General features: G+C 46.2%; 10 protein-coding genes. 6 read left to right on the forward strand and 4 right to left on the reverse strand.

Annotated features, from left to right (window positions below; translation table 11 throughout):
* The first annotated feature begins 49 nt into the window (after positions 1–49).
* The 6 genes from AB3114_RS01425 to AB3114_RS01450 all read left to right on the forward strand — a co-directional run bounded on the left by AB3114_RS01425 (position 50) and on the right by AB3114_RS01450 (position 9,350).
* The gene (locus AB3114_RS01425; protein WP_367341478.1) at positions 50–2,173 is read left to right on the forward strand and encodes an ATP-dependent Clp protease ATP-binding subunit; all 2,124 of its coding nucleotides are present in this window, start codon (positions 50–52) and stop codon (positions 2,171–2,173) included.
* A 159-nt stretch (positions 2,174–2,332) separates the two neighbouring features.
* Entirely contained in the window at positions 2,333–3,319 is a 987-nt protein-coding gene (locus AB3114_RS01430) for a LacI family DNA-binding transcriptional regulator (protein WP_367341479.1), read from the forward strand.
* 280 nt (positions 3,320–3,599) lie between these two features.
* Complete coding sequence (gene scrK / locus AB3114_RS01435; protein ID WP_367341480.1) at positions 3,600–4,478, forward strand: fructokinase ScrK; 879 nt, start codon at positions 3,600–3,602, stop codon at positions 4,476–4,478.
* Between the two features lie 15 nt (positions 4,479–4,493).
* Entirely contained in the window at positions 4,494–4,904 is a 411-nt protein-coding gene (locus AB3114_RS01440; RefSeq protein WP_367341481.1) for a VOC family protein, read from the forward strand.
* Between the two features lie 31 nt (positions 4,905–4,935).
* A complete protein-coding gene (locus tag AB3114_RS01445; RefSeq protein WP_367341482.1) occupies positions 4,936–5,955 on the forward strand; it encodes a zinc-dependent alcohol dehydrogenase family protein in 1,020 nt (339 codons plus the stop codon).
* A 263-nt stretch (positions 5,956–6,218) separates the two neighbouring features.
* A complete protein-coding gene (locus AB3114_RS01450) occupies positions 6,219–9,350 on the forward strand; it encodes a KxYKxGKxW signal peptide domain-containing protein (protein ID WP_367341483.1) in 3,132 nt (1,043 codons plus the stop codon).
* Between the two features lie 659 nt (positions 9,351–10,009).
* Here the strand turns inward: AB3114_RS01450 and AB3114_RS01455 are convergent.
* The 4 genes from AB3114_RS01455 to AB3114_RS01470 form a co-directional block, all read right to left on the reverse strand.
* Positions 10,010–11,341, reverse strand: coding sequence for an MFS transporter (locus AB3114_RS01455; protein WP_367341484.1), 1,332 nt, complete (start codon positions 11,339–11,341; stop codon positions 10,010–10,012).
* Between the two features lie 406 nt (positions 11,342–11,747).
* Positions 11,748–12,488: an SDR family oxidoreductase gene (locus AB3114_RS01460; RefSeq protein WP_367341485.1), complete on the reverse strand. Its 741-nt coding sequence runs from the start codon at positions 12,486–12,488 to the stop codon at positions 11,748–11,750.
* Positions 12,488–13,216 (reverse strand): dihydrofolate reductase family protein, encoded by a 729-nt coding sequence (locus AB3114_RS01465; protein ID WP_367341486.1) that lies wholly within the window; start codon positions 13,214–13,216, stop codon positions 12,488–12,490. Before AB3114_RS01465 ends, AB3114_RS01460 begins: the two co-directional genes overlap by 1 nt.
* Positions 13,217–13,228: 12 nt before the next feature.
* A complete protein-coding gene (locus AB3114_RS01470; RefSeq protein WP_367341487.1) occupies positions 13,229–13,576 on the reverse strand; it encodes a cyclophilin-like fold protein in 348 nt (115 codons plus the stop codon).
* Position 13,577: the final 1 nt, after the last annotated feature.

Raw genomic sequence — 13,577 nt, forward strand, 5'->3', positions numbered from 1 at the left:
TTGTCACTAAGATTATTTAACTTGAAAATTAATTAAGGGGGATTGCATTATGGCACAAAATCCAGTAGATCCATTTGAAAACGGCGGCATGGACGACCTGTTTAACCAACTGATGGGTGGGATGAACGGTTTGAATTCTGAGAACCGTCGCTACCTGATCAACGGTCGCGAAGTCACTCCGGAGGAATTTGCTCAGTATCGGCAAACGGGACATTTGCCTGGTGCAGGAAATCCCGGCAATGTTGGCCAAAGCCAACGTGGTAAGAAGCAAGGCAAGGGCATTCTGGAAAAGCTTGGCCGCAACTTAACGCAAGAAGCTAAGGAAGGTAAGCTGGACCCAGTGATCGGCCGGAATAAGGAAATTCAGGAAACTGCCGAAATCCTTTCACGGCGGACGAAGAACAACCCAGTTCTTGTCGGTGACGCCGGTGTCGGTAAAACGGCGGTTGTTGAAGGCTTGGCACAGGCAATCGTGCACGGCGACGTTCCTGCTTCCATTAAGAACAAGCAGATTATCAGTATTGATATCTCTAGCCTTGAAGCTGGGACCCAGTACCGTGGCAGTTTCGAAGAAAACATGCAGAAACTGATTCAAGAAGTGAAGAAGCGTGGCAACGTCATTCTCTTCTTCGACGAAATCCACCAACTGATCGGCGCTGGTAGTACTGGCGACGAGAGTGGTTCCAAGGGGATGGCTGATATCCTGAAACCAGCTCTGTCTCGTGGTGAAATCACCATCATCGGTGCTACGACCCAGGATGAATACCGCAACACGATCATGAAGGACGCTGCTTTGTCTCGGCGGTTTAACCAGGTTACGGTTAACGCTCCTAGCAAGGATGACACCTTCAAGATTCTGCAAGGTCTGCGTAAGCTCTACGAGAAGCACCACAACGTTACTTTGCCGGACGATGTGCTGAAGGCAGCGGTTGACTACTCTGTTCAGTACATGCCACAACGGTCCTTGCCTGACAAGGCCATCGACCTGATGGATATGACAGCTGCCCACTTGGCCGCTAAGCACCCAGCAAAGAACGCTAACGAAATCGAAGCCGAAATCAAGAAGACTGAAGAAGACCAAGAAAAGGCCGTCAAGAAGGAAGACTACAAGGCAGCCCAGGACGCTAAGGACAAGGTTGCTGACCTGAAGAAGCAGTTGAAAGACAACTCTACTGCTGACAAAGTCACTGCAAAGCCAAGCGACGTCGCTAGCGCTGTTGAACGGCTGACTGGCATTCCGGTATCTAAGATGGGTGCCAGTGACATCGAACGTCTGAAGGGCTTAGACAAGCGTCTGGAAGGCAAAGTGATTGGACAAGACGAAGCCGTTGAAGCCGTGGCACGGGCCATTCGGCGGAACCGGGCTGGTTTTGACGAAGGCAACCGGCCGATTGGCAGCTTCCTCTTCGTCGGCCCAACCGGTGTCGGGAAGACGGAATTGGCTAAGCAATTAGCCCTCGACATGTTCGGCAGCGAAGACGACATCATCCGGTTGGATATGTCCGAATACAGCGACCAGACTGCCGTCTCCAAATTGATCGGTGCTAACGCTGGTTACGTTGGCTACAACGACAACGGCAACACCTTGACCGAAAAGGTACGTCGTCACCCGTACAGCATCATCTTGCTGGACGAAATTGAAAAGGCCAACCCACAAGTCATCACCCTGCTCCTGCAGGTACTGGATGACGGTCGGTTGACTGATGGTCAGGGTAACACCGTTGACTTCAAGAACACGGTGATCATCGCTACCTCTAACGCCGGCTACAGTAACGATGCTGCTGCTAAGGGCGCTACTGATGACGAGAGCCTAATCAAGAAGTTGACACCATACTTCCGGCCAGAATTCCTCAACCGCTTCAACGCGATTGTTGAATTCCACAGCTTGACCAAGGATGACCTGAAGAAGATCGTCAACCTGATGCTCGACGCTGTTAACCAAACTCTTGCTAAGAAGGGGATGGACGTTGTTGTCAGCGACGAAGCTAAGGAATTCTTGATCAACAAGGGTTACGACAAGGCCATGGGTGCACGTCCGCTGCGGCGGGTTGTTGAACAACAAATCCGTGACAAGGTAACAGACTTCTACCTTGACCACCTTGACATCAAGCACTTGCGGGCTGACATGAAGGACGGCAAGTTGGTCATCAGCGAAAACAAGGATGCAGAATAAAGTAAGAATTGAAGTTGAAACACAGACAATAAATTTCTCGGTACACTAATAAGGCGCTGGCGGGCGAAAACCTGCTGGCGCCTTTTTGTGTTCTCGATTGGTCATGACCATTTTGGCAGTATGCTATAATATGAGTATTGCTTAGAAAGGGGTTTCATCATGGCTGGAGAGAAGACAATTAAGTTGGAAGATGTGGCTAAACGGGCTGGTGTGTCCAAAACCACCGTTTCGCGGGTTCTCAATAACCGTGGCTACCTCAGTCAGAAGACCATTGACAAGGTCCACCAGGCGATGGATGAGCTAAACTACCGGCCCAACGTCATCGCCCGCCAGCTCTTCAAACAGAAGACCAACCTCGTGGCCCTCATTTTCCCGACCGTTGACGACCCCTTCTTCGCTGAATTGGAAGGTCAACTGGAGAAGACTTTTGACCGGTTAGGCTACCGGGTACTGATGGGCAACAGCCAAAACAACCCGGAGAAAGAAAAGAACTACCTAAAGCTCCTGCTCAATCACCAGGTCGACGGTATTATCGTCGGTTCGCACAACCAGGGGATTAGTGGCTACAAGAAGACTAAGCGGCCAATCGTCTCGATCGAACGTTTCTTGACTCCGCAGATTCCGGTTGTGGCTGCAGATAATTACCAGGGTGGCCTCCTGGCAGTTCAGCGCCTGCTCGACGATGGCTGTCAGCACATCATCCACACCAACTACCCATCTGATATGCCGTCACCGAATCAGCAGCGGCGCAAGGCCTACGAGGACTTGATGAAAAAGTATCATCGGCCAGCGATCACCTATGAGGTCTCCTTTGATGTTTCTGATGAAAAGAAGGAGAGCGTCTTCCGGCGAATTTACGAAGAACATCCAGAAGTGGACGGGATCTTTGCCGATAACGACACTAACGCCAGTCTGATCATCCGGGTGGGGAAGGAATACGATCGCCACGTTCCTTCTGACCTCAAGGTAGTCGGCTTTGACGGCGCCAGCATTACCCAGATGCTGTCACCAGAACTGACGACCATTCGTCAGCCGATCGACGTAATGGCCGAAAAAGCAGCTGACCTGCTGATCAAACAGATGAATGGTGAAGAGGTTCAGTCAGTCACCGTTCCGGTTCGGATCATCAATAGTTTTACCGCATAAATTATCTGCCTTCAGTGCGCGGCATTGCCGCTACTGGAGGTTGTTTTTGTTTAAAAATGTCGCCCTATGTCAACCGGTTGTCATTTTACAAAAAATCTGAAATAAAAAAATCAGCCCTCAGCCCCGTCCTGATGGGGATCTTGTGAAAATCTCAAAATAATTCTCTGTCAACCGGTTGACATCTAATGATGTAAGGGCTACCATAAGAACCGTTGAAAGCGCTTAAACAATTTTACAAGAGCTGATCGAATTCAACTCCGATTGATTAGGAGGAATAGCAATGCTACTCGGAAGCATTGAAGCTGGTGGCACAAAGTTTGTTTGTGCGGTTGGCAATACCAATTATCAAATTCAGGATTCCGTTCACATCCCGACGACGACGCCGGAAGAAACATTCAAGAAGTGCATTGAGTTTTTCGACAAGTACAAGAAAGACCTCAGTGCCATTGCGATTGCTTCCTTTGGCCCGATCGAAATTCGTCGGAGTTCGCCAAAGTACGGTTACATTACCGACACGCCAAAACAAGGTTGGGCTGACACCGACTTTGTTGGACCATTTAAGAAGCACTTCGATATCCCGATTGCTTGGACAACTGACGTTAATGGTTCTGCTTATGGTGAATATGTTCTTTCAACATTGTTCAACAAGCGGATCAATTCCTTGGTTTACTACACGATCGGAACTGGTGTTGGTGCCGGTGCCGTGATCGGTGGTCACTTCGTCGGTGAACTTGGTCACCCTGAAATGGGGCACATTCGTTTGAAGCGTCACCCAGATGACTTAGACTTCAAGGGAATTTGCCCATTCCACGGTGATTGCTTGGAAGGTTTGGTTAGCGGCCCAACCTTTGAAGCCCGGACTGGTAAGAAGGGCAAGGATGTTCCGTTGTCCGATCACGTTTGGGACATCATGGCTTACTACACAGCCCAAGCTGCTCTGGACACCACGTTGATGTTCCGTCCTGCCAAGATCGTCTTTGGCGGTGGCGTTGTCAGCGAACCATTCCTGAAGAAGGTTCGCCGCGAATTCAAGAAGCTCTTGAATGACTACGTTGATGTGGGCAACGTTGATGATTACATTACGATGCCATTGGCAAAGAACAATGGTTCCGCTACGATCGGTGACTTTGCTTTGGCACTGAAAGCAGCAACTGATTAAGGGAGATGTTGATTGATGGCTTTTAATAAGAGTTTAGCTGGATATTTTGATGACCTGGCCCATGTGGGAATCCCAACCGATGACCTGAAAAAGACGGTCGACTTTTGGGAAGGTTTAGGTTTTAAGATGCAAGGCCGGTTTGATACTGACGACCAGGGTCACCAAGTGGTCTTTATGAAGTTCAACCACTTGATGCTGGAAATCTGGGACAGCGATGGTGCTGTTCACAAGACCGGTGCTATCAACCACATCTCACTGAACGTTGAAGATGCGGACGGCGCTTACCGGGCAGCTAAGGAAGCTGGCTACAAGATGAAGGAAAGCGAAGTTCAGCATCTTGACTACTGGCAACATGGTATTAAGTACTTTAATATCGTGGGTCCTAATGATGAGACAATCGAATTTTGTGAAGTTGTAAAGGGTTAATTAAAAGGATTAAATTTAGGAGGATATAACAATGAAAGCTTTAGTAATGACTGGTAAACAGAAGTTAGAAATCGATGACAACTACAAGAAGCCAACCCCAAAGCCAAACGAAGTGCTGATTCACACCGCTTGGGCCGGCATTTGTGGGACTGACAAGGCCCTCTACAATGGTCTGCCAGGTTCAGCTAGTGCCGTTCCTCCGATTGTCTTAGGCCACGAAAACTCCGGTGTGGTTGCTGAAGTTGGTTCAGCTGTTGAAGACTTCAAGGTTGGTGACCGTGTCAGCGTTGACCCTAACATCTACTGCCACAAGTGCTACTACTGCCGGACTTCACGTCCTGAACTGTGTGAACACCTGGATGCCGTTGGTGTTACCCGTGACGGTGGTTTCGAAGACTACTTCACTGCTCCTGAAGAAGTTGTTTACCACATTCCTGACAACGTTTCTCTGGAAGCCGCTGCTGTTATCGAACCAATTTCATGTGCTATGCACGGTGCAGACCTGCTTGAAACTCACCCATACCAAAAGGTATTGATCATCGGTGATGGTTTCGAAGGTCAACTGATCGCCCAAATCCTGAAGGCTCGTGGTGTTCGTGAAGTTACCCTTGCCGGTACTGTTGATGAGAAGCTGGAAAACAACCGCAAGCACTTTGGCTTCAAGACCATCAACAACATCAAGGAACCAGATGCTATCAAGCCAGACAGCTACGACATTGTTGTTGAAGCCGTTGGTCTGCCAAAGACTCAGGAACAAGCCGTTGAAGCTGCTAGCCGTGGTGGCCAAGTCCTGATGTTCGGTGTTGGTAACCCTGACTCAACCTTCCAGGTTAACACTTACAAGGTTTACCAGAAGCAACTGCACATCCAAGGTTCATTCATCAACCCATACACCTTCGAAGACTCCATCGCTCTGCTGCAGTCAGGCGACGTTGACCCACTGCCACTGATCTCCAATGTTCTGGACTTTGCCCACGTTGAAGACTTCGTTAGCGGCAAGTTAGGCAACATTTCCAAGGCTATCGTTAAGGTTGCTGGGGAAGAAGCCTAGGCTGAAGCGAACAAGCTCGTTTCTTGATTAAAAACTAAGTAATAGTAATCACTACCAAAAACATCTATCTACACTACACAAAATGACCCTGAGGTTCGGGCAATCGGACTTCAGGGTCGTTTTGTGTTTCAAGATAGATGCTCAAAAACCGCCAGGTTAAGGGAAAGCTGGTTGTGTGGCTGTAGGGGATGCGATAAGATAAGGGCAGAAACTTCGTAAGGGGTTTCATGGATTTCAAAAATAATTTTGAGGGAGTGTAATCAATGAGCAAAACTCATTTTAAGATGTACAAAGCTGGCACTAAGTGGCTTATCGCTGGAATTACAACGGTTGCTGCAGGTGCCATTTTAGCGGGTGGGGGCACCCCGCTAATGGCACATGCCAGCACACAAACTCCGGTTGTGCAGAGTCAGCAGAGTGGTGCAGTACAGTCTTCGGCACCGTCTTCAGCGGCAAGTGCTAGTTCGTCGATTGCATCGAGTGCTACCAGCTCTGCTAATAGCAGCGTGGCTTCATCCGCTGGTTCATCGTCTGCGTCTAGTGCGACTAGCTCTGCTAACAGTAGCACGGCTACATCAGCTAACTCGTCATCTGCATCAAGTGCAACTAGTTCTGCTAATAGCAGTGCATCTTCGAGTGCAGCTTCATCAGCAAATAATTCATCTGCTGCGCAATCAGGTAGTCAGGAAGATCCCAACAATGGTTATACCGATGTAATCTCTCATAATGGGGATGGGAGCATTGGTCATGATGTTTTTGTAAAAGATCCAAAGAACCCTAATTTAGTAACTTATTACTATTTTGACAGTGACAGTGAGCCTTATTGTCAATATAGTTTTAATACGGCTGTTAGGATAATCTCTATTTCATCACCACATCCTAGTACTTTTCCAGTACAAATGCAGAGAGTGAAATTTAATAGATGGATAGCTATCAATACGGCTACAGGTGAATTAGTTGGCTTTGGTCCCTGGGTTCCTGAAGCAGGTTCTGACGGTTCTATACCAGCTTATAAAATTCCACAAATAACTGGTTATATGTCTTACTATAATGATCAACCCGCAAAGGTTGTTAATACTATAACCTATCAAGAGATTAAAAACTCTGCTTCATTTGGAGCTACTTTTAGTGGCAGTGTAACTTACAGAAAAATGTCAGTTACTAAAACTGAGCAACAACACAAAATTGTAAGAAGAACAATTAATATCAAGACTCCCGATAATAAAACACAAACGGATACTCAGAGTGTTGATTATGTCAGAACTATTAGCACTTATGAAGATGGCAGTCAGGTTCAAAGTGCTTGGAAACTTGCCGAGAATAATGCTGCTAATTGGCCAACCTATGCTGTCCCACAAATCGCTGGCTATGACTCCTGCGTCAATGGTCAAAAGGCTACTTCTATCGACTCCCAGGCAGTTACTGAAGCAAGTAATGATGTGACGGTGGAAGTTACTTACCAAAAACAGCCAGTTAAGAGCCAGGAACAAAGAGTTATTACTCGGACAATTCAGATTACAAATCCAGATGGTCAAAAGGGTATTCAACCTCAATTTGTTACATTTGTACGAGATGTTACTACTAATGCAGATGGTACGAAGATATATGGTGACTGGACCCTTGACAGCAAGAGTAACAAAGATTGGCCAACTTATGCTATCCCACAAATCGCTGGCTATGACTCCTACGTTAATGGTCAAAAAGTCACTTCTATCGACTCTCAGGCGGTTACGGATGCAAGCAAAGACGTCACGGTAGCAGTGACCTATCAAAAGCAGCCAGTTAAGAGTCAAGAATATAAGACGGTTACCCGCACTATTCAGACCATCGATCAAAATGGAAAGAAGAGCAGTCAAACTCAGACAGTCCAGTTTGTTCGGGATGTTACTACTAATGCGGATGGTACGAAGGCGTATGGCAACTGGACACTTGATAGCAAGAGCAACAAGAATTGGCCAGTGTTCAACATTCCACAAATTGCTGGCTATGACTCCTACGTCAATGGGCAAAAGGCTACCACAATTTCGTTCCAAGATGTTGCAGATAATAGCAAAGATGTGACGATCCAAGTAACCTACCAGAAACAACCGATTAAGAGCCAAGAACACAAAGCCATCACCCGGACCATCCAGATTACTAATCTAAATGGACAAAAGAGCAGTCAAACTCAAACTGTTACATATGTCCGGGATGTTACTACTAGCGCAGATGGTACGAAGACGTATGGTAACTGGACGCTTGACGGTGAGAGCAGCAATAACTGGCCAGCATACAATGTTCCACAAATTGCTGGATATGAATCATATGTTGATGGACAGTTGTCGCAAACTGTTGCATCTAAAGCAGTTAGTCTCAATGATGACAATCTAACTGTTAATGTCACCTATAAGCAAGTTGCACCAACCCATGTTGCTAATGGTTGGCAAAAGACAGACGGTCATTGGTACTACTACGTCAACAACAATCCTCAAACCGGTTGGCAGATGTACAACAACAACTGGTACTACTTTGACAATAATGGTCAAGCTGCTAGTGGTTTACAAACAATCAATGGTCGCACTTATTACTTCGATGCCAACAATACTTGGGCTCTGAAGGGTTGGCAGCACGTTAACGGATCCTGGTACTACTTCGATCCATCTAATGTCTGGGCGCAGACCGGTTGGTTCCGTACTGGTGCCGGCAACTGGTATTACTTCGACCAAAATGGCAAGGCTGCTAGTGGTCTGCGGATGATCAATGGTCGTACCTACTACTTTGACCCTAATAACGCCTGGGCTGTTAAAGGATGGCAACACATTAACGGATCTTGGTACTTCTTTGATACCAACAATACTTGGGCATTGACAGGCTGGCAGCGTTTGAATAACCGCTGGTATTACTTTGGCCAGAATGGTGCTGCTGAAACTGGTTGGCAGTACATTAATGGACAATGGTACTACATGGACCCAACGAACGCCTGGATGCAAACTGGCTGGCAATTAGTCGGCAACACTTGGTACTACCTGAATGGTTCCGGTGCCATGACCACTGGTTGGCAATACATTAACAACCGTTGGTATTATATGAATGGCTCTGGCGCAATGCTGACAGGTTGGCAATGGATTAATGGTCGCTGGTACTACCTGAACGGTTCCGGTGCCATGACCACTGGTTGGCAATACATCAACAACCGTTGGTATTACATGAATGGTTCTGGTGCAATGCTGACAGGCTGGCAATGGATCAACGGTTCTTGGTACTATCTCACCGGTTCTGGTGCAATGGCTACTGGCTGGATTTATCTTAATGGCCAGTGGTACTACTTAAGTGGTTCCGGTGCTATGGTGACCGGCTCACAGAATATTAATGGTCGCAACTACAACTTCGATGGTAGTGGCCATTGGATTGCTTAATGTATTGAAATGAAGAATAACTTAGAAGTTTTAAGATAGAATTTTCTATCTAGAATAACTGAGCACAACAATGGGCTCCAACATTCGGTTAATCCGAACGCTGGGGCCCTTTGAAATCTATAGAAATAATCAATTATTATCTTGAGGATGAGCATTAAACAGTTCCTTCATGGCATCATCAGTGTTATCAAACGTCTTGGCAGTGTTTGGAATGACACCCTCTTCCTCTGCGTAAGCCCGGATGATTTTTATTGAAGGTTACATGTTTTGCTTGAAAGATGTGCATATTGTCCTCCTTGTGGGTCGAGAAAAACTGTATAGCTGATACTAACACTAGCTATTTATATTTAAAATAAGGGTGGTCAATAATTATTCGATTGCGAGGTGCTTTCTTACACATGATTTCTCTAAAAGCTAAATTGGGTGATGAGTCACTAATCAATAATGACATACTTGATATATTAAGAAGATAAACTAGACTACTTAGATTCAAAAACATCCGTGACAATCACGGCAAAACCGTTTCAAAGAAAGATATTAAGAAGCAATTGAATCTAAATTAATTATAGTATAGACACCAAAAAAACGAGCCCCCATCCCTGAGGACCCGCTTTTAGATTGGTATTAATTTGAATCCGCTTACAATTATTGGCTAAAAATTAGTGGTTAATGTTAGCGTGTTCCTGAGCAGGAATCCGAGTAGCAACTGACTTGTTAGCCGTGATCGTGTTAATTGAGTTGCGAGCAGATTGGCTTACGCTTTTGAGTGCGTATAAGTGCTTGCCAAGAAAGATCAAACCAGCGATGACCAGCATCATAACACCGTAGATACGGAATGGTGCTGCCAGACCCAGACCGCTTAACTTCTGGCCTAAGATGCGGTTGAACAATTCATCAGCAGTTGGTGAGAAGAATGCACCGAAGTTGAAACCGATCAGAATGAATGAAGTTAACTTCGTTTGCAACTTCATTGGTGCCATGAATGGCAGGATGTTGAAGATCAATGGGGTCAGAACTTGCATTGGGTAACCAACGAGCAGGATACCAGCGGCGATGACTACGAAGTTGTTGCCACCGAAACCAAACAGGAAGTTAGCGATTGCCAGCAGAACCAAACCGATGTACATCGTACCAATGTAGCCGAAGTGCTTTTGCAGAATACCGTAAGTAGCACCACCGAGGGTAGCACCGATCAGCATCAGTGACAGGTAAGTACCAGTGCCGTCGAACTTAGCACCCTTGATTGCGACAGCCAGGCCAGGGAACCGGTTTTCCATACCGATGAAGTCCATCTTGATCAGCAGAACGAAGAAGAGGATACCGATAACCAGTGGACTGATCTTCGTTACAGGCTTATTAGTAATTGGTGAAATCGTTTGACTGTTAGTGTCATTGTCAGAGCTTTCTGAGTCATCATCAGAAGTACTGTGGGTGTCGTTTGGAACTCTCCATGCGAAGAATGCCATGACAGCGAATGCCAAGCCGTAAACCAGGAAGGCTGCGTGCCAGCCGGCGTAGATCAGCAGCAAACTGGAAATTGTCAACGTGCAGGCATTCCCAATTTGTTCGAAGGCTGAACGCCAACCTTGCATGCTAGTCCGCTCATGACCCTTGTACCAAACAGAAATCAGTGAAATGGCTTGTGAGTTATATAGACCATAACCGGCACCAAGGACTAACCGGGAAACTAAGATTGCCCAGTAGTTAGTGACAAATGCTGGAACCAAACCGGCAATCCCGACCAGGCAAATACCAGCCATGATGATGTGCTTGTCTGAAATGTGGAACCAGTCTTGCAACAGTGGTGATAAGACAACGAAGAACATAACGGCAAATGATGGAGTCGTTACCAGGTACTCAACTTGTGGTTGGGTAACGTTCAAAGCATTTTTGATTTGTGGTAAAGCACTTTGAATTGCGTAGGCACTCGTAACCATGAATGAGGCGGAGAGGAACGCAAGTTTAGTTGCTAATGTATTACTTTTTTCCATATGAATTGCCTCCAACTGTAAGTGGAATAATTGCTTTTCAAATATTTATTATCTCTTTACGGTGCTTATGATAACCGGTTGTCATATACTTGTAAAGCGCTTCCATTATTGATAGATCAACGCCTCACAAGCTTGTAAACCCTTGACGCGCCTGGGATTGAGCCCTTTATCAGATGGTAGCGTTTCCAAATATACCAAAAATAAATTCTTAGATTTGATTTATCTCAATCCCTTATACAAGTAAGAGTATCAACACTGACATCAAAATAGACCAATATTTTTTGCAAAAAAAAATATGTCCCTGGCGGGGAACCAGGAACATACCATGTAAATGAATTTTGAATTGGAATATAGGGGTTTGGGGATGGTGACTAAATAAAGGGAGAATTTTAGTCACTAAATATCATTAAGCTTCTTGTTCAATTGGGCGAATGTTAACTTCGCTGATGGAAACGTTAGCGGGAGTATCAATTGCCCGAACCACTTGAAGAGCGACGTCATCCGCACGCAGTGAGCGGTTTGGATTGTCATGCAGACTAGCTTCAGCAGCTTGTGCTTCCTTACCAGGAATTGTCTTGTACAGGTTAGTAGTGACAGTTCCTGGTGTGATAACCGTTGACTTGATGTGGTTAGCGGCTTCTTCTTGACGCAAGCCGTCCATAATTGCCCGGACAGCAAACTTGGTGCCACTGTAAACGGCAAAAGTTGGGAAGACCTTGTGGCCAGCAGTTGAGCTGGTAGCCAGAATATGGCCAGAGCCTTGCTGGTGCATGTAAGGCAGAACGGCGTCGATTCCGTTAAGAACGCCCATGATGTTGACGTTAACGGTCCGTTGCCAGTCGTCACGCTTGCCAGCACTCAGTGGACTCAAAGGCATGATCCCGGCGTTGTTGAATAAGACGTCGATGCGGCCAAATTGGTCGTTAGCTTGTTTGATGGCATCTTTCAGACCATCGAAGTCGGTGACGTCAACAGCTGCGGTCATAATCTGACCGTCAGCGAAGTCTGATTGAATTTGTTTTAATACTTCTTCGTGGCGTGCGATCAGCAGTAACTTAGCACCATCTTTAGCTAATTGACGGGCAGTTGCTTCGCCAATCCCACTTGAAGCACCGGTAATAACAACAACTTTATCTTTTACACTCATTATTTTTCCTCCTTTGGGGTTGGGTGAATAGGCTTGTAGCGAACCCACAGTGTGTCACCAGACATGACTTTTACATCCAATAGCTTAAAGTCGATCTGGTGGGGGTTATTACTGAATTGACTGTTGAAGAGACGGGCTGTGTCAGGGTTGCCGTCAGTGCCTGGAGCAATGACCAGGTTGATCTCGTCAATCAATCCTTGGTCGAGAAAAGTCCAGTTGAGGATTCCACCACCACCGAGCATTAAGTTCTTAAGATGGTAATTCTTACTTAATTTATCGAGCATCAGCTTAAAATCGATATTTTCTTTGCCACAGATTAGGTAAGGAATGTTTCGCCGCCGCAAGAAATCGCGGTAAGCCGGCGTTACTTGTTCGGTGATAATTTCGATGATGGAAGCAGTCTGTTTCCCGTATTTGGCTGTGTTAGTCGGCCAGCCGACATTGCCATGACGGTCGATGGAGATGTAGTAGCGCTCCTTTCCCTGGTTGATAACGTAGTCACCATCAGGAACAGTTGCGGCCTGATTGAGGTCAGGCTTTTTATTTTTAGAAAACCATGTGGCCGTATTACGTCCGTAAATCCACCCGTCAAAGTTAAAACCAACATTGGGGTCGTCACTAAATCCTAGGCTTTTGAACACTTTTTTCGACTGCTTTGTACCATATTTACCAGTGATTTGTCCGTTTGGTGAAGTGGAAATATATAAGTTAATATGTGGCCTTGACATGGCAACACGCTCCTATTCGAAGAATTCTAACTGAGTAGTACCGCTGAGAAGACTGATTTGTTCCTTGCCTTCGGTTGCCATTCCTAAGTCATACAAACCACCAGCAGGGCCAAAGTCACGATAGAAGAGGCAAACGTCGCCCCAAGGAGCGAAGTAGCCCAGCGTACCAACAACAGCGTTAGCCCGTGGGGTGTTGCCCAAATCGAGCTTCTTATCTGGGTAAAAAGTCTTTTCGTCGTTACTGTAATTTTCAATCCGCACTTGACTCGGTTTTTGCTGAACCAAATCCTTGGCTGCATTGCTGTCATTCAGTGCAATCGTTACTTGGTGTCCTGCTTGATCGGTCATTCGTAAGTTCATT

Source organism: Limosilactobacillus sp., assembly GCF_040772465.1.
Classification (GTDB): Bacteria; Bacillota; Bacilli; order Lactobacillales; family Lactobacillaceae; genus Limosilactobacillus.